This window comes from Salsuginibacillus halophilus (assembly GCF_003014715.1).
GTDB lineage: Bacteria > Bacillota > Bacilli > Bacillales > Marinococcaceae > Salsuginibacillus > Salsuginibacillus halophilus.
The window spans coordinates 207,823-230,615 of sequence record NZ_PYAV01000004.1; the positions used below are offsets into that span (position 1 = coordinate 207,823).

General features: G+C 48.8%; 22 protein-coding genes and 1 pseudogene. 15 read left to right on the top strand and 8 right to left on the bottom strand.

The genetic code is table 11. The features are described from left to right. Window positions 1-144 precede the first annotated feature (144 nt). From B0H94_RS04890 to B0H94_RS04920, 7 genes are all read left to right on the top strand, one after another. Window positions 145-645 (top strand): flagellar protein FlgN, encoded by a 501-nt coding sequence (locus B0H94_RS04890; RefSeq protein ID WP_106588136.1) that lies wholly within the window; start codon window positions 145-147, stop codon window positions 643-645. 405 nt (window positions 646-1,050) lie between these two features. Further along, the gene (gene flgK, locus B0H94_RS04895) at window positions 1,051-3,066 is read left to right on the top strand and encodes a flagellar hook-associated protein FlgK (RefSeq protein ID WP_181315269.1); all 2,016 of its coding nucleotides are present in this window, start codon (window positions 1,051-1,053) and stop codon (window positions 3,064-3,066) included. A gap of 33 nt (window positions 3,067-3,099) precedes the next feature. Beyond that, entirely contained in the window at window positions 3,100-4,212 is a 1,113-nt protein-coding gene (gene flgL / locus B0H94_RS04900) for a flagellar hook-associated protein FlgL (protein WP_106588138.1), read from the top strand. A gap of 36 nt (window positions 4,213-4,248) precedes the next feature. After that, window positions 4,249-4,836: a DUF6470 family protein gene (locus tag B0H94_RS04905; protein WP_106588139.1), complete on the top strand. Its 588-nt coding sequence runs from the start codon at window positions 4,249-4,251 to the stop codon at window positions 4,834-4,836. A 284-nt stretch (window positions 4,837-5,120) separates the two neighbouring features. Then, entirely contained in the window at window positions 5,121-5,573 is a 453-nt protein-coding gene (gene fliW, locus B0H94_RS04910) for a flagellar assembly protein FliW (protein WP_106588140.1), read from the top strand. Next, on the top strand, window positions 5,573-5,800 hold the full coding sequence (gene csrA / locus B0H94_RS04915; RefSeq protein ID WP_106588141.1) for a carbon storage regulator CsrA: 228 nt from the start codon (window positions 5,573-5,575) through the stop codon (window positions 5,798-5,800). The genes fliW and csrA overlap by 1 nt, the downstream gene beginning before the upstream one ends. Window positions 5,801-5,979: 179 nt before the next feature. Then, on the top strand, window positions 5,980-6,666 hold the full coding sequence (locus B0H94_RS04920; RefSeq protein ID WP_106588142.1) for a response regulator transcription factor: 687 nt from the start codon (window positions 5,980-5,982) through the stop codon (window positions 6,664-6,666). On the opposite strand, the gene B0H94_RS04925 is transcribed toward B0H94_RS04920, so the two are convergent. After that, window positions 6,663-7,136, bottom strand: coding sequence for a competence protein ComK (locus tag B0H94_RS04925; protein ID WP_106588143.1), 474 nt, complete (start codon window positions 7,134-7,136; stop codon window positions 6,663-6,665). The two genes, B0H94_RS04920 and B0H94_RS04925, sit on opposite strands and share 4 nt — an antisense overlap. Before the next feature lie 514 nt (window positions 7,137-7,650). Here B0H94_RS04925 and B0H94_RS04930 point away from each other — a divergent pair. Then, on the top strand, window positions 7,651-9,099 hold the full coding sequence (locus tag B0H94_RS04930; RefSeq protein WP_106588144.1) for a flagellin N-terminal helical domain-containing protein: 1,449 nt from the start codon (window positions 7,651-7,653) through the stop codon (window positions 9,097-9,099). 78 nt (window positions 9,100-9,177) lie between these two features. Then, the gene (locus tag B0H94_RS04935; RefSeq protein WP_106588145.1) at window positions 9,178-9,765 is read left to right on the top strand and encodes a hypothetical protein; all 588 of its coding nucleotides are present in this window, start codon (window positions 9,178-9,180) and stop codon (window positions 9,763-9,765) included. 267 nt (window positions 9,766-10,032) lie between these two features. Here the strand turns inward: B0H94_RS04935 and deoA are convergent. Both deoA and B0H94_RS04945 read right to left on the bottom strand, forming a co-directional pair. Beyond that, window positions 10,033-10,296: pseudogene (gene deoA, locus B0H94_RS04940) on the bottom strand (pyrimidine-nucleoside phosphorylase); the annotation flags it as partial. A 174-nt stretch (window positions 10,297-10,470) separates the two neighbouring features. Continuing rightward, complete coding sequence (locus B0H94_RS04945) at window positions 10,471-10,770, bottom strand: hypothetical protein (RefSeq protein ID WP_106588147.1); 300 nt, start codon at window positions 10,768-10,770, stop codon at window positions 10,471-10,473. 527 nt (window positions 10,771-11,297) lie between these two features. On the opposite strand from B0H94_RS04945, the gene B0H94_RS04950 reads away from it, so the two are divergent. The 3 genes from B0H94_RS04950 to B0H94_RS04960 all read left to right on the top strand — a co-directional run bounded on the left by B0H94_RS04950 (window position 11,298) and on the right by B0H94_RS04960 (window position 16,234). Next, a complete protein-coding gene (locus tag B0H94_RS04950) occupies window positions 11,298-12,518 on the top strand; it encodes a Fic family protein (protein WP_106588148.1) in 1,221 nt (406 codons plus the stop codon). A 265-nt stretch (window positions 12,519-12,783) separates the two neighbouring features. Next, the gene (locus tag B0H94_RS04955) at window positions 12,784-13,590 is read left to right on the top strand and encodes a flagellin N-terminal helical domain-containing protein (RefSeq protein WP_106588149.1); all 807 of its coding nucleotides are present in this window, start codon (window positions 12,784-12,786) and stop codon (window positions 13,588-13,590) included. 433 nt (window positions 13,591-14,023) lie between these two features. Beyond that, window positions 14,024-16,234 (top strand): S-layer homology domain-containing protein, encoded by a 2,211-nt coding sequence (locus tag B0H94_RS04960; protein ID WP_106588150.1) that lies wholly within the window; start codon window positions 14,024-14,026, stop codon window positions 16,232-16,234. A gap of 302 nt (window positions 16,235-16,536) precedes the next feature. On the opposite strand, the gene B0H94_RS04965 is transcribed toward B0H94_RS04960, so the two are convergent. Together B0H94_RS04965 and B0H94_RS04970 are read right to left on the bottom strand one after the other, a co-directional pair. Beyond that, window positions 16,537-17,487, bottom strand: coding sequence for a nuclease-related domain-containing protein (locus B0H94_RS04965; protein WP_106588151.1), 951 nt, complete (start codon window positions 17,485-17,487; stop codon window positions 16,537-16,539). Between the two features lie 253 nt (window positions 17,488-17,740). Further along, window positions 17,741-18,091: a DUF4870 domain-containing protein gene (locus B0H94_RS04970; RefSeq protein ID WP_106588152.1), complete on the bottom strand. Its 351-nt coding sequence runs from the start codon at window positions 18,089-18,091 to the stop codon at window positions 17,741-17,743. 440 nt (window positions 18,092-18,531) lie between these two features. Here B0H94_RS04970 and B0H94_RS04975 point away from each other — a divergent pair, with 440 nt between their 5' ends. Further along, window positions 18,532-19,401, top strand: coding sequence for a pirin family protein (locus tag B0H94_RS04975; protein WP_106588153.1), 870 nt, complete (start codon window positions 18,532-18,534; stop codon window positions 19,399-19,401). Between the two features lie 37 nt (window positions 19,402-19,438). Here the strand turns inward: B0H94_RS04975 and B0H94_RS04980 are convergent, their stop codons facing one another. Genes B0H94_RS04980 through B0H94_RS04990 form a run of 3 tightly spaced genes read right to left on the bottom strand, consistent with a single transcriptional unit; the run spans window position 19,439 to window position 20,516 of the window. After that, window positions 19,439-19,819: a DUF4870 domain-containing protein gene (locus B0H94_RS04980; RefSeq protein ID WP_106588154.1), complete on the bottom strand. Its 381-nt coding sequence runs from the start codon at window positions 19,817-19,819 to the stop codon at window positions 19,439-19,441. Between the two features lie 31 nt (window positions 19,820-19,850). Beyond that, on the bottom strand, window positions 19,851-20,123 hold the full coding sequence (locus tag B0H94_RS04985) for a DUF4190 domain-containing protein (RefSeq protein WP_106588155.1): 273 nt from the start codon (window positions 20,121-20,123) through the stop codon (window positions 19,851-19,853). Between the two features lie 51 nt (window positions 20,124-20,174). Then, window positions 20,175-20,516 carry a DUF4870 domain-containing protein gene (locus tag B0H94_RS04990; protein WP_106588156.1) on the bottom strand — a complete coding sequence of 114 codons (342 nt, stop codon included), beginning with the start codon at window positions 20,514-20,516 and terminating at the stop codon, window positions 20,175-20,177. A gap of 362 nt (window positions 20,517-20,878) precedes the next feature. Here B0H94_RS04990 and mqo point away from each other — a divergent pair, with 362 nt between their 5' ends. Further along, entirely contained in the window at window positions 20,879-22,387 is a 1,509-nt protein-coding gene (gene mqo, locus B0H94_RS04995; RefSeq protein ID WP_106588157.1) for a malate dehydrogenase (quinone), read from the top strand. A 39-nt stretch (window positions 22,388-22,426) separates the two neighbouring features. Continuing rightward, window positions 22,427-22,603: a hypothetical protein gene (locus tag B0H94_RS15125; protein WP_181315270.1), complete on the top strand. Its 177-nt coding sequence runs from the start codon at window positions 22,427-22,429 to the stop codon at window positions 22,601-22,603. Window positions 22,604-22,793: the final 190 nt, after the last annotated feature.

Genomic DNA, 22,793 nt, shown 5'->3' on the forward strand with positions numbered 1-22,793 from the left:
GACTACTGCGCGGTTAGCGCGGACTACTGCGCGGTTAGCGCGGACTACTGCGCGATTGAGCAAATTACTGCGCGCCTAGCGAGATAACTGCGCGATCAGCGCGGCTGGAGAAATCTTTACGAAGCAAAGGCGGGGAACGCACAAATGGCAGTCAAAGCCTTATTTGAAACGTTGGCCGAGCTTACGAGGCAGCACCAGACGCTCGCTTCACTCGCCAAAGAAAAAACCGAAACCATTAAACAAAATGATGTGGAAGGCCTGCGCCTCATCACGAAGCAGGAGAACGAAGCGCTCAAAACGATCCGCCGTTTAGAAGGAAGCCGGCTGCAGGCCGTCGCCGACATTATTCAAGCTGAAGAGAGTGATCTCGTGCCGGCGGAAACATCGATCAGCGACTTAAAGCCGCTTCTGCCGGAAGCTTATCACGAGCCACTCGAGCGGCTCCAAGTAAAACTCGGCGACGAGCTGCGCACCCTGCAGCGTCAAAACGAGCTGAACCAGCGCCTCATCCGCGACTCCCTGCAGTTTGTGCACATGTCGCTTGACCTCATCCAGCCCGAGCCGGAAGAAGTCAACTACAGCCGGCCGGACGATAAAACGAAGCCCGACGGCGAAGGCTACTCCATGTTCGACTCCCGCGCATGAGCCAGACTGCGCACTTAGCGGAGCAGACCGAACAGACCGCGCGTTTGGCCCAACGAACTGCGCGTTCAGTGCAACATACTGGAGCTGTCTCAAAAGGTTTATAAACATTCGATTGAAGAAAAAGGCACAGGAAATATACGAGACTCCTGCAGGAAAAGCAACAGCTGAAGATCCCGCAATGAGCGGTTTTTGCTCATGAGGAAGCTGAAGCGTTGCCCGGCGGCAAAGCAGACACGACGAAATCAAGCGGGAGCGCAGATTGAGTCGATGTCGCACTTGTGCCATTGGTGAAAGCGAGTATATTTCCCATGCCTATCATTTAAATCATATCCTATGGAGAGCCCCTTCAGCCAAAATCCTTTGATTCATATACATGGAATTTCACAATAAATGGAGGTAACCTGCATGACTTCAACATTTCACGGCCTGCAGACCGCCACCCGCGGCATGAACACGCACCAGTCCGCGCTGAACACAACCGGCCATAACATAGCGAACGCCAATAACGAAGACTACTCCCGCCAGCGGGTCAACTTCAACCAGACCGAAGCGTTCCCGGCAGCCGGCCGCAACGCCCCGATGATTCCCGGACAGATCGGAACCGGTGTAGAAGCAGGCTCCGTGCAGCGCGTCCGCGAGGCGTATCTTGATGACCAATACCGGGAGCAGAACGCCTTAACCGGCTACTGGGAAACCCGCCACGACAGCTACGAGCGGATCGAGGACCTTCTCAATGAGCCGAGCGACGAAGGCATCAGCCAGACGATGGACGACTTTTGGAGCTCACTGCAGGACCTCTCCGCCAATCCGGAAGACTCCGGTGCCCGCTCTGTCGTCCGTCAGCGCGCTGAAGCCGTCGCAGAAACGTTCAACTACACCGCTGATTCCTTAAAATCCGACCAGCGCGACGTCGCAGCCCAGCTTGATACTGAAAAAGATCAAGTTAATTCACAGCTCCGCCAGCTGAACGAACTGAACAAGCAGATCGCAAGCATTGAACCGAACGGCTACTTACCAAACGACTTGTACGACGAGCGCGACGCTTTACTCGATGACTTATCAAAAACGATGGATATCGAAGTTGAGTACAGCGACGCCGGCGGCAACGCAGACGAAATCGCAGAAGGCATTGCTTCAGTATATATGGTCGATGAAAACGGAGATCGGGTCGGGACTGTGGCTGATGATGACTCAAATAATACAGAAGCGTCTGTTCAAGCGATTGTTGATGGTGAAAACTTAACGCATCAAGAGATGGAAGTGAACTATACGGAAGTAGGTAATCATGAAAATGACCCAGTTGCCAATGTTCGTTTCATCAATTCTGAAGGTAACGAAGGTGATCATTTAGAAGAAGGTGCACTATATTCAGAGCGTGAGCTGCAAGCTGATAGTGAGCAAGCAGGCAGCCTAGATACAACGTGGCAGATCCTCAATGTCAATGGTCGTATGAACAGTTTGATTGAGTCTCATGGCTACGCTTCTGATGGTGAAGTCCACGGCACTTACCCGGACACGCTCAAACAGATCGACGACATGGTTGGCACCTTCGTCGAAGAGTTTAACGAAGTCCATAAGAACGGCTGGAGCCTCAGTGAAATTGAAGACGGTGAGCGCGAGGATATAAAATTCTTTGATTATGAGAGCGATCCCGACGGCGAATATGACAACCAAAACGCTGCAAGCAACATCCAGGTAAGCAACGATATCCGTGACGAACTCGACAACATCGCAGCCTCCGGCGGCAGCAACCAAGTGAACGCACCGATGGAACCGACGAGCGGAAGTCCAAGCGATCACCCACTCGTTACCGGTGTGAACGACTCGGAAAAGGATCTTCATATTGAAGTGAATCGAACCGGCGATGGTGATGATGATTGGGAAGTTACCATCCGTGAAGGCGATGAGGACGGGGAAGTAATTGTTGCTGATGCTGACGCTAGCAGCGGGGAGACTTTTACTCACGATAATGATGATATTGAAAACTTGTCAATTGAGATTCCTGATCCTAACGAGGACGGTGTTGAAATCGAGAATGGTGATTCCTGGTCTCTCGACGTTCCTGGCGGCGGTGCGTTCGACGGTGACGGCTCCAACGCACTTAACCTTGCCAACGTGAAAGACGAAGAGCTCCACTTCGAAGAAGACGGCAGCCGCGATGACGTAATGAGCTACTACGAAGGCGTCATCGGTGATATGGCCGTCAGTAAAAGCGAAGCGGAAGAAATGCTCAGTAACACCGAAAACATTCGCGGTAATATCGACAACCGCCGCAGCTCGATATCCGATGTTTCGCTTGATGAAGAAATGACGAACATGATTCAGTTTCAGCATGCTTACAACGCAGCTGCCCGTAACATCACTGCCATTGATGAAATGCTCGACCGCGTCATTAATCAGATGGGTATCGTCGGCCGTTAACCGGTAGCGCGCCTGTAGAAAGGAGAACAACGTATGCGTACAACAGAGTCAATGCTTGCAAATAACTCTATCAATCACCTGCAGAACAACTTCAGAAATCTCGGCGACCTGCAGGATCAGCTCTCCACCGGTAAAAAGATCACCCGCCCGTCCCAGGATCCGGTCGTTGCCATGAATGGGATGAAGCACCGGAGTACCGTCCGGGAAGTGGAGCAGTTTCAACGCAATGTGAATACGGCGCACAACTGGATGGAAGAAGCCGACAGCGCCCTCTCAAGCACGACCGATGCGCTTCACCGCGTCCGCGAGCTGACGACCCAGGCTGCCAACGACTCGTATGACACCGGCGAGCGGCAGGATATGGCTGAAGAAATCGGCCAGCTTATGGAGCAGCTTGAATCCATGGCCAACACCCGCTCCAACGATAAATACATCTTCAACGGTACGGATACAACGAACGCACCTGCAGACTTAGACGGCGTCGGTGTCGGCACCGGAGCGCTTGAAGCTGATGATGACAACCTTGAGGAACACGAAATCACCTTTAACGGCAGCTTATACACGTTTGATGAACTTGACGGGCAAGACGCCACTTTCACAAGTGAAGAAGGCGACGAAATAACTGTTGATTTTAGTGAAGACAGAGAGATCACTCACACGGCTGACGGCGAAGAAACCACCCTCTCCGAAGGCGATATCTCGGTCAACCGTACCGATGCAGTTTCATCGAACAGCCAGGATGTTGAGCTCGAGCTCTTAAAGGGTGTGGATATTCCGGTGAATGTGAACCCGGAAAACGTCTTTAACAACGGATTGTTTGGCGATTTGCAGCAAATTAAGCAGACGCTGGAAGACCCGGATGCATCCGGCGAGGAGTTAAGCGGTATGATCGATGTCGTACAGGGGCACATTGACAGCACCGTGTCCGAGCAAGCCGAACTCGGTGCCCGCGTCAACCGGATTGAAATGATGGAAAGCCGGCTCGCCGATCAAGAAGTGACCGCGACCCGGATGATGTCGGAAAATGAAGATGCAGATATGGAAGAAGTCATTATTGAGCTGCAGCAGCAGGAAAACGTGCATCAAGCGGCCCTTTCCTCCGGCGCCCGCATCATGCAGCCGACGTTGATGGACTTTCTTAACTAACGGGGGCTGACCCCGCTGTAAAGGGGGATGCCTGCCTTGACGAACGTACCGGAAGTACAAATCACCACAACCGATGCCCGCCTCGGCCTCGACAATCAGCGCCCGCCCATGCAGATGGAGCAGCCGTCAGCGGACATTGATATTATCCACAACCATGTGGACACTGTGAATATCTCAACTGAAGCGATGCAGTTAAACATTGATCAAACCGAAGCCTTCGCTGCCGCCAACTTGATCGCACCGCTGCGCAGCTCCCAGGAATTCAGCGCTGAAGCGGAAATGACGGCGATCGAATACGTGCAGAAAACCGCCCGCCACGGCGAGCAGATGAAAGACAGCGCCCATACCGGTGCAAGTGCCATCCCAAACATGGCTCACGAAAATTGGATGGGCCGGCCGGTGGAAGTGGATCTTGGTTATATGCCCGACAACATGGACCAGACACAAATTGACTTTCAACCCGGCGAGGTGCACTTCCAAATTGACTCTGCCATGCCGGAGTTTAACGTGGAAACCCGCGACCCTATCATTGAGATCCCGCGCTGGGAAGTGAACACGTACATGGAGCAGAAGCCAAGCATCCAGTTCGACGTCCCCGGCCGCCGGGTGGATCAATCACTGTAGCACGCCGGGCCATCGGTGTGCTTTTTTGCTTGCCCGCTTCAGCGTGAGCGCGAACGCCCAATCGAAAGAGGCTGAACGCCCAATCGAAAGAGGTGAACGCCCAATCGAAGTGGCACAAGCACCGAACCGATACATCTCAGCATGAAACGACATCTACAAACGTTGTACAACATAGTACATAATAATAGGAAGAAACTCGGAAAGATAAAAAAGCGGAGGTCTCGTTGCTTCGACCGCTGTCATCATTAAAATTTTAATTCCAAGCTTTTAAAGGAGGCTTACGTTTGCATATCGAAACGAAATATAGCGGCACCGTTAATGTCGCGCCGGAAGAGGTTTATCACTTTGAACACGGCTTACCTGCCTTTGAAGACGAACAGCGCTTTGTCCTTATGCCGTTTAAAGAAGGCACACCGTTTTACATTTTACAGTCCGTCGAAACCCCGGAGCTCGCATTTGTCATGGTGAACCCGTTTCACTTTTTCGCCGATTATCAAGTCGAGATTCCAGAAAGTACAATTACCCAGCTGAACATCACGCAGCAGCAGGACGCAGCCATTTTTAGTATCGTAACGATCCAGGAACCTTTTCAAAAATCAACAGCTAACCTGCAAGGCCCGGTCGTCTTAAACGTCGCTGAACGTCAAGGCAAGCAGATTTTACTCAATGACACAAGCTACGGACGAAAGCACCACATCTTTCCGCAGGAAGAAGCGGCCGGACAGGAGGGACGCTGATGCTTGTACTTTCCCGTAAAACAAACGAAGCGATCCAGATCGGCGAGGATATTGAGCTGAAAGTGATCGCCATTGAAGGAGATCAAGTGAAACTCGGCGTCCATGCGCCCAAACATATCGACATCCACCGCAAAGAAGTGCATCTAGCCATTCAAGAAGAAAACAGCGAAGCAGCCGCCTCCAACGTCTCGCTTTTAGAAAAATTGAGCAAACAGTTTGAATCATAGTATAGGCCTATGAGTGAGCTAGGCTGAAACACACAATTCTTCATATACCGAAAAAATTCAACATAAAGCCGGTTGCTTCGACGCACGAACATTGTATAGAATTGTAATCGTTCGCAAAGAAATGCAAAATCATCCGAATATAAGAAGATTATGGATGGGAGGGGGGTTCACGATCGATCATGGAACGCACGAAACGACAAACACGGCAGGACCCGGTGCTGCTGTTTCATGAATTGAGCGATGAAAAAATCTTTAGTTTAGGCACAGAGTTGAAAAAACGGGGGTACGAAGCGGCAGTCGTGCAGGATGTTGACCGTTTTGAACAACCACTGAAAAGCGGCTGTATTTACCTCGCCTGCCGCAGCCTCAGCCTCTCGCTGCAGAAAAAACACGAAGCTGCGGTGGATTCACTCTTTACAAAAGGCACCCTCGGCTGGATCACACGCGGCGGCGAGGAAGTCACAGAAAAAATTATGCGCGGCTTCTCGATCATCATTGCGGTAGAGCATTCCTTAAAAGAAGCTGCGAATCATATTGAAACAGCGATGCAGTATCCTGTCTATATTGACCCGAAACTGCAAGTGCACGTCTTAAAAAACTATCAATCGCTGAAACCGGAGAGAAAAATCGACAGCGATGGTGAGCTGCACGTCAATATGACGAAGGCGAGGCAGGTGCTTTCCAAGCCGGAAAGCGAGGTCCTTGATTTAATGCTGAAAGGTAAATCCAACCGGCAGATCGCTGAATCTTGTTTTCTCGCCACATCCACCGTGAACAACCATGTAAGTAACTTAACGAAAAAAATGGAAGCGAACGACCGCACCCATGCGGTAAAACGGGCTGTTGAGCTCGGCTGGCTTACTTAACCTGCTTGATCCGAATTAAATAACGTTTGAATCACCACAGTATTTTTCCACTGACCTTCGAGCACCCGCCGTGACACATCGCTTAAATACGTTGTGCCGTTTTTAAAGCAGACCATGCCGCGGCCGGTGCTGGGATCTGTCGTCACCTTCTCCACATGATCCACAAACACCCACACACACGTCGGCTGTGTCTTCCCTTTCGTTGGAAACGCAAATATCCCAAGTGATGCCCGCACAGGCACCGGAATCTTTCTATAAACATCAAAGCGCCGGCGCATCGCAGCAAGACGTCCTGCAAGCGTTGTTCCTTCAAACAAACACGCATCATCAAGCACCGCCAGCTTATCTTTTGCAACTTCAATAATCGTGCCGTCTACCTCAATCACCTGCGTTTGTTTCCCGTCCGGTGACGTGGCAAGCAGCATCGTCCCTTCATGAATGTGGTACTTTTCCTCTTGATCCTGTTTCATCAAACTCCTCCTTGAATGTTGTAATAAAGCGCTAACATCTCAGCGCCTTCATAGTATACAAAGAAACCCAGTAAATTTCTACAAAAATCACAAATAATTTTTAAAATTTTACATGGAAGTATGCTGAAGTATTGGTTTTTAGGTGAAAACAAGGGGATTTTATGCCCGATACTGTGTTGTTCGTTCCGCGCCGTTTTTGGCTCGTTCTTCTGCGTAGGCTTCGCCGCCGATGCTTGTCAGCCGCTCTTTATTTAATACTCGCACTAGGTGTCAGGCACGCCTTTTGTGCCTGACACCTAAAAATAAGCCAAGCCCTCGTCTGAAGTGAAGGTTACGTTCAAAAAGAAATTCAAAAAAATCATCACAAACTATTAAACACTCTGCTCATATTGTCGATATTAAGAGTGAATCAAGCGCTGATGGTGGCAGCGGGCGGCCGACGCCCACCGCACGCTTGAAAAATTCAAGGCGGCCACAAGGACGTGACCGCACGACTTTCAAGGAGGAAGTATACATGATTATTAACACGAACGTAGAAGCAATGAACGCCCACCGTCAAATGGGCATGAACCAGCAGACGCAGCAAAGCTCCATGGAAAAGCTCTCATCCGGTCAACAGATCAACCGTGCCGGCGACGACGCAGCAGGTCTCTCCATTTCCGAGAAGATGCGAGGCCAGATCCGTGGTCTTGAGCAGGCGTCTTCCAACGCCCAGGACAGCATCTCCCTTATTCAGACAGCTGAAGGTGCTTTGGACGAAACGCATGACATCCTGCAGCGTATGCGTGAACTGTCCGTACAGTCCGCGAACGATACGAACGTAGAAGAAGATCGTGACGCTTTGCAGGACGAGATGGATCAGCTTGCGGAAGAAGTTACGCGTATTTCTGAAAACACCGAGTTTAACACGCAGGAACTGCTTGATGACACCTTTGAAGGTACATTCCACATCGGTGCCAACGAAGGCCAGAACCTTGACCTTGCTATCGGTGACATGGGTGCAGAAGCGCTTGGAGTCGCAGGTAATGCGTCAGTAACGGGTGAAGATATCGAAAGCTTTGATTTAGATGGCGATAATATTGAGGTTGAATTATCCGTAGGTGGTACGGAGCAAACCCTTAGTGCAGACGAAGATTATGAAGACATTGACGCGCTTGTTGAAGACTTGAACGAACAAATCGAAGGTGGAGCGCTAGATGGTGAAGTCACAGTAGACAGTGACGGCGATGCGTTAGTATTTAACGCTGCTAATGAAGGCGATGATATTGAGATTAGTAGTGGGAATGGTGATTTGAGCGATTTAGGTTTAGCTCCTACTTCAGTTGATTTAGGAGTGGAGACTGGAGGGGGCGAGCTAGATGGTTTACTTGCTGCTAACTCGAGTGATGATGATGTTGAAATCAACTTCACAGATTTAGATGATGATACTAACAATGACCCTTTAGCGGTTAACGTAGATGATGATGGTACAATTAATGTAACTTTTAACAATGAAGAAGATCATGATTTAGATGATCTTTACAATGCGTTAGAAGAAGCGGATACAGGGGATGTATCGTTCAACTTAGGTGATAATGCTGATACTACTGCTGAATTAACGAACGCTTTAGACAATGAGGAAGTAGATATTGGACCTACACTAGACAGCGGGGTTTCAGGTGGTATTGATATCTCTACCCAAGAAAGTGCCGACGCTGCGATTACAGATGTGAACGAAGCTCTTGAAACAGTTTCTGAACAGCGCTCCAACTTAGGTGCGGTGCAGAACCGTCTTGAGCACACGATCGATAACCTAGATAACGCATCCGAGAACCTCTCGGCTGCAGAATCCCGTATCCGTGACACGGACATGGCTGAAGAGATGATGGAGATGACACAAGCAGACATCTTAAACCAAGCATCCCAGTCCATGCTCGCACAAGCGAACCAGAACCCACAGAACGTATTGCAGTTGTTGCAATAAGAACTCGTAAACATTACAGAGGCTCTAGCTTTGGCTGGGGTCTCTATTTTTCTTAAATATAAGGAGTTAATTATAGAGATGACGACTGGTTCTTTTATTTTGGTATATTTAGATACTAATTTATTGCCTAAATTTGACAGTATTGGGTTTAATGAGCGAGTAAATAAATTAAAAAATTGGCACTTAGAGCAAAAGATAATACTTAGAACTACACAAGGAACTTTAGATGATATTTTTAATAATTTTAATGAAAGAACTAAAATTCCCGCTGAACAACGTCTTAAAACTGTTTATAGTTATACTGAACCTGTCGCAGAAACTATTTTTGAGTGTAATGAAGACTTTGACGAAGAAGACATAGGTTTATTTAGAATTATGTTTCCACATCATGATGTAAATTCTAATAATATTTTTAACTTATATAATGAATTAAAAAGTAATGATAAAAATGATTATAGAATTATCAATTCAGTAATTCATGATTCTCATAGCTATGCGTTTTTTCTTTCTAATGATAAAAATGATTTTATGATTAATGGAAAAAAAGAAGCTATAAGTAAATTTGTAAATGAAGAATACAGAAAAAATTTATTAATTGATACATTAAATGATGAAAGCATGAATCGTATTAAAAAAGCTATTAATGAAGTTTCAGATTTGATTTAAAATTGATTGGATAGGTGCTTTGGATCTTTTCAGAGAAAACTAGAACAAAGTAATCGACAAAAATTAAGATTTCGGTGCCTGTCCCCCGGCCCGATAATGTGGTAAAACATACTTGATTTTGGTGCCTGTCCCCCGGCCCATTAATGTGATAAAGCATACTTGAGCCAGTCCCACTCCGGGCTGCCTTTTTGTGCTGTTGCCAAAGCATCTGGCAGGTGATTATGCCACGCACCTGTCGTGTGAGGTGAAGGATTGTCGCGTTGCAAGCGACTGCCCGGCGAGTGCCAATTTATTTTTGTTAACATGCTCGATAAACTGGGCTTGGCTGATCTCGGTTTCAAACCCGGTAAACGCCTCTAGTTTATCAATCGTGCCGCCGGTATGACTGAGACCACGGCCGCTAATATTTGCTACCGGAACATCGAGTGCTGCAACGAGCGGGCCTAAAATAAATGTCGTTTTATCTCCCACCCCGCCGGTGGAGCACTTATCAACTTTTGTGCCCTTGATTGCAGAAAGGTTAAGCTGGTCACAGGATTTTGCAATTTCCAGTGTTATTGCTCCGAGATACAGATTTCGGTACCTGATCCGCCCCGTTAATTTGATAAAGCGTCATTGAGCCAGTCCACTAGCCGGGCTGGCTTTACTTTGTATGAAAAGGTAGGGCTTCAAACCAATTGAATTCGGTGCCTGTCCCCCGGCCCGTTAATGTAATAAAGCATACTTGAACCAGTCCCCCCGGCCCGTTAATGTGGTAAAGCGTACTTGAACCAGTCCGCAGCTGGTATGGTTTTTGTGTTGCTGTGGAATCACCCCTCCTTCCCCGTTGAATTGTTTAATGATTTCGGTGCCTGTCCCCCGGCCCGTTAATGCGATAAAGCATACTTGAGCCAGTCCGCCAGCCGGGCTTTTTTGTGTTGCTGTGGGCTCAGAAGATAAGGGGCTCAGATCTCTGCCAAAAACGATCACGTCGCTGGTGGCGTTCGCCGACCAGCGTTCGTTCATGCAGGTGTGCTGTTACTTTCGCCGGCGATGGTGTTCGTTTCGAAAGTTACAGTGTGCATTCCGGCCGTCATTATGTTCGTTGCTCGGTGAATCACGGTTATTTCGCTACATTCTTCCATAGAGTGTGGGTAGAAGTCCAGACCCTATCAAAAATCGTGTCAAACGAATATGTTATCTTTTCCGCACGCATAAGCCACATTTTTTGTGCAACACACAAAACTTGAGACTTTAATTATAGGGGTATATAAAAAAATTTTTATGATAAAGATGATAACACCTATTATTTTGGAGGGGTTTAAATGTACGTAACATGCCCATCGTGTGAAAGTAAGGTGAAAATTAAGCCTAATGGACATGGAAGATGCCAATGTGGTGCGCATATAAAAGTGAAATAACAATTAAAATTGTGCAACACAGCAAATTAATTCAACTTAAAGTATAAAAAACGGATAAAATTTAAACTTTGATATAGACAGTCTCTATTTTATATGTAAAAATTCATCTATATAAAATAGAGGTGAAATCTAATGAGATATATCTATAAAATCTTTAATGAAAAAGATCGAATTCAATTCGATAGAGAATACAACGATAGAATTAATTTTCCGGCAACTAAATTGCTAGGTTTGAAAATCAAGCCTGAAGACCAACCGAATGAATACGAATTATATTACGTGCCTACTAGCGATATCATAAGTTTAGTTAGTGAAATTCATTTGATATCTAGAAAGTTAAAGAAAACCTATGATAGTTTACCTTCAATTGCGAAAAAGCAATTTATTTTAGAATATTTAGTGGAAGAGCTTTATAATACGAATGATTTAGAGGGGGTGAAAAGCACGCGAGAAGAAATTGCAAAAAGTGCCAAAGATGTAGAATTGAATAAACACTCTAATCTTAGATTTGAAAGTATGGTTAAGTCATATATGCGCTTAAGGGATGGTGATATTTCACTTCCTAACCTCCCTGAAGATATCAGAAAGGTATATGATGACATCACCCAAGGTGAAATAGATAATCCAGAACTACCAGACGGTGATATTTTTAGAAAAGATGTCACATATGTTTTGAAAAAATCAGGATCTGGAAAGGTTGTTCATACCGGGATTAGTCCTGAAGCTAGAATAAAAACTGAAGTTGGCAACATGATAGAATTTATGAATAACGAGGAAATCCCTATGTTGGTGAAGGTAGCGGTGGGTCATTATTTCTTTGGTTATATTCATCCTTTCTACGATGGGAATGGTAGAACTTCAAGATTTATAAGTAGTATGTATTTGAAAGAAGAATTGGGGGATATCGGAACTTTGTCGGTTTCGAGAGGGTGCAATAAATTTAAAAATAAATATTTGGAGTCATTTGAGATAACAAATAGTATTAAGAATAGAGGGGAAATGAACTGCTTTATTGAAAAGTTTTTAACTATTATATTAGAAGCGCTTAAAGAGATGAATGCCGAAATGAAAGAGAAATCTGAATTAATGAGTATTGCTATGGGTAAAATCAACAAAGATCCAAATCTAACTGGCAAACCTGATAAATATAAACATGTGATGCTTGTGATCGCACAAAACTATTTTTTTGATTCAAGTAAAGGTATTACTGTAAAAGAGATATCGGGCGAATTGGGCTTTTCGACGCCTACGATAAGAAAAATTGTTAATGAGCTTTTAGATTTGTCGCTTGTTGAACAAACGGGAAAAAGACCGGTATATTTTAGTATTAAAAAACAATATTTCGAAAACTGATAAAGGGGTCAGTTCTTCGCCAAAAACAATCACGGTCGCCGGCAGCCAACCAGCGTTCGTTCATGCAGGTACGCTGTTACTTCCGCCGGCGATGGTGTTCGTTTCGAAAGTTACAGTGTGCGTTCCGGTCGTTGTTATGTTCGTTGCTGCAGATAAGAAGGTCATTGGAAGGGGTCTGACCCCTTCCAATGACCCAGGAGACTGTAACCCCCGAAGTTTCTGCCGATATATAAGATAAGCGGAGGCGCGGGGAGGGGCGGTTGGGATGATGATTCGTACGAATATGATGGCGATGCATGCTCACCGGCAGCTTGGGATGAATCAGCGGGCGATGCAGGCGACGATGGAGAAGCTCGCGTCCGGCCAGCGGATTAACCGGGCGGCGGATGATGCGGCGGGTTTGTCGATTTCTGAGAAAATGCGCGGGCAGATTCGCGGCCTTGGACAGGCGGAGCGCAATATTCAGGACGGGGTGTCGCTCATTCAAACGGCTGAAGGTGCGCTGAATGAAACGCACAGTTTGCTGCAGCGGATGCGCGAGCTCTCGGTGCAGGCGGCAAACGGCACAAATACGGCGCAGGATCGAAAAGCGATTCAGGCTGAAATTGATCAGCTGACAGATGAAATGGGGCGAATCGGAGAGAACACGGAATTTAATACACGCTCGCTGCTTGATGGCAGTTTTTCGGGCAAGATGCAGTTGGGCGCAAACGCTGGTGATCATCTTGCATTAGAAATTGCTGATATGAGGCCGGAAGCATTGCTAGGTGAAGACGGGATCTCGGTGATGGACGATCCGTCGCAGGCGATAGGTATGGTAGATGAAGCGATTCAGCGTGTGTCCGGGGAACGGACGACGCTCGGGGCTTATCAAAACCGGCTGGGCCATGCGATGCGTAACGCTTCGAATCAGAGCACCCAGCTGCAGGCGGCTGAATCGCGGATCCGCGATGCGGACATGGCCAAAGAGATCATGGCGATGACGCAGCAGCGCTTACTAAACGACGTCGCCCTCGCAATGCTCGCACATACCTTCGAAAGCCCGCGCCACATATTAAGGCTCCTGCCATAGCAACATACACGCCCTGCGGCAACACGCCGCAGGGATTTTTCTGCGCGATTGGCGGGAAATGTGCGCGGCTGGAGTAGTTTCTGCGCGACTGGCGTGATTTCTGCGCGACTGGCGGGAAATGTGCGCGGCTGGAGTAGTTTCTGCGTGGTTACAGCCGACTCATTCGTAAACTGTTTCATGGCAATTGGCAGTTATACGCGATTCTTGCACGTTACATAGCTTAACGTGTTGCCCTCGTGTTTTATTTGCTCATTGGTGCTTGATGGTCGGCTAAGCTTGGTTTAACGATAATGGTTTAGTTTCTTAATGGTTCAGTTATCCTTTTATAGAAATATATGATTTTCTCAAAATATTGTATATTGTTAATATTTATTTAGTGGTGCGAAGTGTTAAACTTCCACTTCTTAAAATTTTGATTGAGAGGGGTTTGTGTATGAAGTATAAGCGTTCGGTTACGTCTTTGGCGCTTGCTGCTGGTTTGGGCGGTTTGTATGCTTCAGGCGCGATGGCAGATGATGATGCAGCTACGCAGGGGGATGCGCCTGGTGGTGTGCCGGAGACGGATTCTAAGAGTATCGGTTTTTATGTTGGTAGTGATTTAACAGCGGATGGAAATACTATTTTAGGTGGTTTCGGTCATGAGCCGTCGAGTCACTGGATTGATATTGTCCCGCGGCAGACGCATGCCGAAGGGTCAATGACAACTGTAGGTGCAACAGAGGAGGCTCGTTTGACTGGAGAATTGATAGAAATTCCGCAGGTGGAGGAGACGAATAAGTATATCAGTTCTTCGTACTCTGAATTTGCCGGTTTTCCGCAGCCCCTTACCAACGGAGGGTTGAATGATAAAGGTTTGGCTGCGCGCGATATCTGGTCGCCTTCCCGTGATGAGCTGGTGGAGATGACGCCGGATCCGCAGCAGGGGCCGCAGTACAGTGATCTTGCTCGGTTTGCGATGGAGCGGGCAGGCTCTGCTGAAGAAGCAGTGGACGTGATCGGCGGTTTAATTGACGAGCACGGATTCACTACATACGGTGGAAACTCGCACTTGTTTGCTGATGAAGATGAAGGCTGGGTTTTCATTAACTATGCCGGCGGTGAGGGTCTCTGGGCCGCAGAGCGCCTCGGTTCCGATGATATCCGTGTTTCTTATCCCGGCTATATTAACGACTTCCCGGTGGATTTTGAAGACAACGATGACTTCAAAGCATCTGAAAATCTCGTAAGCTTTGCTGAAGAGCAGGGTTGGTATGATCCTGAAGAGGACGACCCGGATTATATGGACCTTCAGAAAGTGTACGGTGAGCCTTTCCCGGCTGAAGGTGTAGAAGAAGATGATGATCACTATATCGCTCAGCGCGATCCGCATGAGCGAGAAGAAGAGCTTGCTGATATGGGTGAGATCACTTTGGAGGATATGCTTGCTCACGTCCGTGATCCGCGTTGGTCTAACGATTACGCTGGCTACGGTCAGACTGTAGAACTCCGTTCAGATGTTCCGGATGAGCTGCAAACGCTCTGGCTCGCAACAACCGGATCTGTAACGACGCCATATGTTCCAATTCCAATTGCAACCGAAGAAGTGCCGCCGGAGTTCTTGCAGCACCGCTATATGACAAAAGATAGCGATAGTGACTTTTTAGACCCGGATTATGCGCATCAGGAAGCGACGCGTTCTGCAGTGCGTGAGTTTAAGCGTCTCATGTATTTCACATGTGAATCGCCTGAAGATTTCCTGAAGCACGTCACTGGTGAAATTGAAGGATTTGAAATGGACCTTCTCGCTGAGCGCAGTGAGCTAGAAGCTGAAGCAGAGGCTTTGTTAAACGAAGGTGATGTTGATGCTGCAGCTGCTTTAATCACGGAAAACGTTAATGAAAATCTAATGGACAGCCTTGCCCTCGGTATGGATTTAACGGATCAAGTTGAAGCTGAAACTCGTGAAAACAGCGGTATTCGACTTCCAGAAGGTGAAGTTGAAGAAGGCGAAACAACCCCGGCCACGAGCCAGCCGATGACTGGCGGTATGGTGACATGTTACGACCCTGAACTCGAATATCCGCGTGAATTTGGTGAGTTCACAGATGCAGCCGATGTCCCAGAAGAAGATGAAGATGCTGAAGCTCCGGCATTCGGCGACGTGCCAGCAGATCATTACGCAGCTTCAGCAATTGCACGCATGACCAATGCTGGTGTCATCACAGGTTATGATGAAGATACGTTCGCACCGGATAATGACATCACCCGGAGTGAAATTGCGACAATGATCGTCCGTGCTTTTGATTTGGATACTAGTGATCGCCCGGCCCTGCCAGAAGAAGCAGGTGTCGACACAGCGCATGACATGTATGAAGCTATCGCAGCGGTTTACAATGAAGGCTGGATGACCGGCGACAACGAGGGGTTCCGCCCGGATGACAGCTTAAACCGTGACGAAATGGCAACGGTATTGACCCGCGTATTCGAACTGGATAGCGGAAGCGCAGCCTATGACGATGTAGAGGCTGACTACTGGGCAAATGACGCGATCGGTGCAGTCACCGAAGCAGGCCTTGCCAGCGGTATCAGCGAAAGCGAATTCGGGCCGCGCCAAGCAACCACCCGCGCCCAACTCGCCCTCTTCCTCGACAGAGGCCTTAACTAAATTTTAAGCTGGAAGCCCGCCGGCCCCGCGCCGGCGGGCGTTTCTGCGCGGCTGGAGGCGTTTCTGCGCGGCTGGAGGCGTTTCTGCGCGGCTGGAGGCGTTTCTGCGCGGCTGGAGGCGTTTCTGCGCGACTGGCGAAAAATGTGCGCGGTTGGAGCAATGTCTGCGCGATTGGCGGAAAATGTGCGCGGCTGGAGGCGTTTCTGCGCGATTGGCGGCAAATGTGCGCGGCTGGAGTAGTTTCTGCGCGGATGGCTGCAAATGTGCGCGAATAAGGTAGAAAACCCGGCATCGCCGGGTTTTTACGTTTTAAACAAGTACATGCCTCGTTTATCACGAGGTGGGGGTGATTGCGCGAGCGGTTGCAGCAGACGCCGACACGTATGACGCGAGCTAATCTGCAAAAAATCGCGGGCTTCGCGGTTGGTAATGTGGTGACCGAATATGGCTTTGTAATCTGCAAGTGCCGCAGCGTGAGCCGATTTTTTCCGCAAGCCACATTGCGCGCACTGCCAGCTTTCTCTCACACGCTGCATCCCCTGCTTTTGGCAATCCGGGCATTGCACGCCGGGTGTGATGTCGTTGCGGGAAATGTTGTGAAATGCGGTATAGTTGGCGGCGGCGGGGTAGTCGTCGGCGTGCAGGTGGTGAAGCAAGCGGGCGATGTCGTAGGCAAAGTTGGTGGATCCGGCGGTGAGTGAGCGAAGCTCGCGGCTGAGGGCGTTGCGGGTGATAATGCGGTTGCGGGCGTCGGTGTGTTCGGGCAGCGGGTGTAAGAAGGATTCGCGGTGGCTGAAGACGATGAGGGTGTGGATCGGAATGTCGGCGAGGCCGTGGCCGGCGCGCCATTCGGCAAACTGCGCGGCCTGGTCTTCGACTTGCAGCAGCGGGCTCGGGAAATGTTCGTCATGACCATCGTAGCGGCGGTGCACCGGGCCGTACAGCGAGGAAAGCTGGAGTTCGCCGCGCCAGTGTTTTACTTCAATGATGATGGCGGCGTCGGGGAGCAGAAGCAGCGCGTCGATTTGCGTATGCTCGTGGCGGACGGGCAGGCGGATGTTCTGGAAGATGTGCGCCTTGCCTGCAAACCGCTCAAGCACGCGGGTTAGAGACTTCTCGCCGTAGTAGCCGGCGGCTGCACTGTGATATTCCTCCTGAATCGCAGCATACGCAGGGTGGTGCGGGGGCAACCGGCGGTGGAGCGCTTCTAATTGAACGAGCGCGGCCGGCTTTTGTAATCGTTTCTGAAACATGAAGACCTCCTTTGGGCCAGGGATTAAACTTAGTTTAGCAGAACAGGAGGAGAAAGTCGCGCGGGAAGTTTGTGCGCAGGTGTGGATGTTTCTGCGCGATTGGTGGAAAATGTGCGCGGTTGGAGCAATGTCTGCGCGACTGGCGAAAAATGTGCGCGACTGGAGAAGTTACTACACGTCTTCAGCTCATCTCAACTATATAAGCGTAAAAAACCTCCTGTCCGGTTACATCCGGCGAGGAGGTTTATAGCAGCTATTTTAGAATTGGAATGGTGAGCGGAATGTTGTAATGTTCACCGGCGTAAGCGCGCATGCAGGCGAGAATGATAACAATTAAGACATAGATGCCGATCGCTGCCATGAAAAGAAATCCGATAAAAATGATACTGAGAATACCAGCAGCAATGTTGTAGATTGCAGCGGAAATGTGCAGGTTGAGCGCTTGTTTCCCGTGATAATCGATAAATGCAGATTCTTCGCGCTTAACGAGCCATAATACGAGGGGGCCGACAAACCACGTAAATATGCCGAGCAAATGAACGAGCATCGCAAGCGTTCGTTCGTTTTCCGGCGGCTGAACTTCCTGTGGCTTTTCTTCTGCCATAACAATCCTCTCCTTTTTTTCGATCAAATTGCTGAGATAAGGACGTCTTCACCGTTACACTGACCACCCGCTATCAGCACCTATGAAATGTTATGCAGAGGACAAGTGCTGCATCCCTCCTTTTCTTTTGAAACGTCATCATTCGAGTTGCTTATACACAGTGTACCACACTTTGTTAATTTTCTGAATATTTTAAGTTAAATTTCACAGTGGTAATTAGCTCGATGAAACAATTGGTTTGCAGATAAAATATGCCTGCTTTTCGCGTTTGAACACCAGTGCGCTCAAGCGTTGCCACTGCCCGCCTATAGAAAAACGCCCCGCCCAACCGGAGCGAGCGCTCGTTCGGCCACACCCTCCTCCCCTTGAGCATTCCGCATGCATTCCGGCGGCGCCTGGCGGTACAATAGAAGTAGTAACAAAGTTGAGGAGGGGTTGAGATGACAAACGAACGAGCGCGGCGCTTTGTGGCGTCGGCCTGGACGGTAGAATATCAAGAATCGCGCTTTCCGTTGAGTCAAAAAGGATGGGTGCTTCCGGCCGGCAACTGGGAGGCATTTGACCCATTTTTGTTAATGGCAGAAGACTGGTTTAAGCGCGGCACATTCGCCGATCACCCGCACCGCGGATTTCAGACGGTGACTTATGTCGTGGACGGGCGGCTTGAGCACGAAGACAACGCCGGCGGCCACGACATTTTAGAGCCGGGGGATGTGCAGTACATGAAAGCCGGCTGGACCGCGCGCCACGCCGAAGAAGGCGTCCAAAACGACATCGCGCACACATTGCAGCTGTGGGTGAACCTGCCGGCGGAAAAAAAGCAGGAAGCCGAGACGACGTATCAAAACATTTACACCGAAGACGCACCGACCATTGACATTGAAGGCGGTACAGTGAAAGTGTTTGCCGGCGACGTTGCCGGCCACACCGGTCCGATGAAAGCAGCAGTCCCGATTACAATGACAGAGATCACTTTAAAAGAGGGCGCGAGTTACCGCCATGTGCTGCCAGCCTCGCACAACGCATTCGCGTATGTGCTGCGCGGTGATGTAACGCTCGGTGAAGGCGATAGCGCAAGGCAGTTACAAAAGCACGATGCAGCGCTCACAGGCGTGGAGGAAGAGGGCGGCGGTGAGAGCGAGCTTCTCATCACTTCCAACCACCGTCGCACGAAGGTGCTCGTATACTCCGGCGAGCCGATCGGTGAATCCGTCGCCGCCCGCGGTCCGTTTGTCATGAATACAGATGATGAAATCAATCAGGCCTTTCATGACTTTCAAGCCGGTAAATTCGGCCCGCCATCGCAATAATAAAAAAGCCGTCGGATGCTCCGGCGGCTTTTTGTCGTTATGTCGAGTGGCGCAGGAAAGGAATGGCCAATGGGAAGTTGAAGCGACTGCCGTTATAAGCGCGTACACATGCAATAATTAGAACAACGATGACATAAATGTAGATAGGTAGTGTCAAGAGCAGGATAAGCAGGCTTAGTGGTGGCAAGATGAGTGATGAAATGAAGAAAGCTGGAAATAAGCCTGCAAAACAAATGGCTGCAGATATTTGCAAATTCAACGAGAGCTTCCCGTGATAATCAATAAACTCAGATTCTCCACGCTTGATAAGCCATAGGACCAGGGGGCCGATAAACCAAGTGAAAATGCCGAGAAGGTGAACGACCATGGCGAGCGTACGATCGGATTCTGATGGATAGGTATAATTATTTGCTTCCATAAAAAGCTCCTTTAATCTAGGCTTTTGTTTTCTATAAGCCGCTCATTTCCACAAAGATAATAAATATCCAGAACATGGCTTTTAAAAGCAGGGCAATGCCGCCTAAGATTAAGCCGGCGATCGCCATGCCGCGGCGGTTGGAGTTGCGCAGGCCGAGCGCGCCAAAAATGATAGCTAAAATTGCTAAACCATACGGGATAAACGGGATTAAATTAAAGACGACGGCAATAATGCCAAGCACTAACGATGCGACAGCAAAACCATTTTCAGCCGTCTGCGGTGCCTCCGTTTGTACAGTGCTCAAGTGTTAGCCTCCTTTCTTTCGTCGGAGAAGATACGTGAATTTACATAAGCCTTAGTGTCGGAAAAATGGAATGACAAGCGGAATGCGGAAATGTTCGCCGGAATAAGCGCGGATACAGGCAATAATTAAAATGATAAATGCATAAAGTCCGATGATCCACATGAAAAAGAACCCGATAAGAATAACGGTAAGAATGCCGGCGATAATATTGTAAATCGCGATGGAGATATGCAGGTTCATCGCTTCTTTGCCGTGAAAATCGACAAAACTTGAGTCGTCTCGTTTTATCAGCCAAATGATGAGCGGGCCAATAAACCAAGTGAAAATCCCAAGCAAATGAATTAACATCGCCATGGTACGATCATTTTCTGCTGGCTGCTGTTGTGTGCTCATAAAAACCCTCCTTCCTTTCAGTTTATGTCAAAATATGAATCTTTCGTTTCATCGTAGCACAAATTGACAAAAGTCGGTATGTTTTTTCATAGGTTGTGAACCACCAACAAGGCATCAGGTAGAAATTGCGGAGCAACCAGATGCATGTATAGTGAAGACTGTCGCGCACGATTCGCCCTTTGCCGTTGACAGAATTTTTACAGTCTTTTCGGAATAAATATTTAAACTTACCGAAAGTAGTGATAAACTAAGAGTAGAAATTAACAACCGGAAAGATGCATCTAAAAGTCGTATCTTGGGCGTGCACTTCAACTTCAGCGGCTGCATCTTTTCTATTAAACAAATAGGGAGTATGACAGTATATGAGCGAAAAAACAATGAAAACCGATGTCATTTTAATTGGTGCAGGGATTATGAGTGCAACGTTAGGAACGCTTTTGAAGGAAGTGGCACCGCATTTGAACATTCGTGTGTTTGAGCGGCTTGAACGCGCCGGTGAGGAGAGTTCGAATGTTTGGAATAATGCGGGGACCGGTCACGCGGCGTTATGTGAATTAAATTACACGCATGAACTAGAAGATGGTTCGATTGATATTACAAAGGCAGAAAAAGTGAATGAGCAGTTTCAAGTGTCGAAGCAGTTCTGGGCGTATCTTGTCAACACGCAGCGTATCCAGCGTCCGGAAGAGTTTATCGCGCCGCTTCCGCATATTAGCTTTGTGCAGGGAGAAAATGATGTAGACTTTTTGCGTAAGCGCTTTCACAAAATGGCGGCAAATCCATTGTTTCAGGAAATGGCATATTCTGAAGATCCGAAGCAGCTTGAGGAATGGATTCCGCTTATGATGAAAGACCGCACATTGACTGAGCCGATCGCTGCGACAAAAATTGATGGCGGTACGGATGTCGATTTTGGCGATTTGACGCATAAGTTGTTCAGCCACTTAGAGGCTGCCGGTGAGGTTGAAGTGAACTATGAGCACAGTGTGGAAGATATCTCTCGGACAGCAGACGGTGCTTGGGAAGTGAAGATTAAAGATTTGGCGAATGACCGGATTGAGCATCATAACGCCGGCTTCGTGTTTATCGGCGGCGGGGGCGGCAGTCTCCACCTATTGCAGAAAACGGGCATTCCGGAGTCGAAAAATATTGGCGGTTTCCCGGTAAGCGGGCAGTTTATGGTATGCAGCAACCAAGAAGTGGTGCACGAACACTTCTCCAAAGTTTACGGCAAAGCAAAAGTCGGCGCGCCGCCAATGTCGGTGCCGCACTTGGATACTCGCATCATTGACGGCGAGCCGGCCTTGTTGTTCGGCCCGTTTGCTGGCTTTTCACCGAAGTTTTTAAAGACAGGCTCACTCATGGATTTAATGAAGTCTGTCCGTAAAGATAACTTGTTCACAATGGCCGCAGCCGGTGCGAAAAATATGCCGCTCACGAAATATTTGATTGAGCAGGTGCTGCAGTCAAAAGAAAAGCGGATGGAAGAACTGCGCGAATTTATCCCGACAGCGCAAAGTGAAGACTGGGATTTAGTCACCGCCGGCCAGCGCGTGCAGGTGATCAAAGATACAGACGGCGGTGGGAAGGGGACGCTGCAGTTTGGCACCGAAGTCGTCACTTCTGCAGACGGCTCGATCTCTGCGCTCCTTGGCGCATCACCCGGTGCCTCCACAGCAGTCTCTGTTATGCTCGAAGTCATGGAGCGCTGCTTCCCGGAAGATATGGAGCAGTGGGCACCGAAGATTCGCGAAATGATCCCGTCGTACGGCGTCAATCTCGTCGACGATCCAGAATTGCTCCAACGCGTACACGAAACGACAGACGAAGCCCTCCAGCTCCGCAGCGAGCCGGAACTCCAGCTTTCATAATCGGATTAAACCGCCGGCTGTGCGCCGGCGGTTTTTTACGTGGCGCGGCCGGTTCTGCGCGATTGGGGCAAAATGTGCGCGGCTGTGGCAGTTACTGCGCGATTGGGGCAAAATGTGCGCGGCTGGGTGTGGTTACTGCGCGATTGGGGCAAAATGTGCGCGATTGGGGCAGCTACTGCGCGATTGAGTAGAAATGTGCGCGGCTGGGGCGAATAGTGCGCAGGGTTACTGCACGTGTGAGAGTGATAACTGCCCGCGTGGGAGAATAACTGCACGGTTGATGAGAAAGCTGCACGTGTGGGAGGATTACTGCCCGCATATGAGAATAACTGCCCGCGTGCCCGGATACCTGCGCAAGTTAGTCAATGCCATACGAAAGCCGCCGGCAACTGCCGGCGGCTCCACA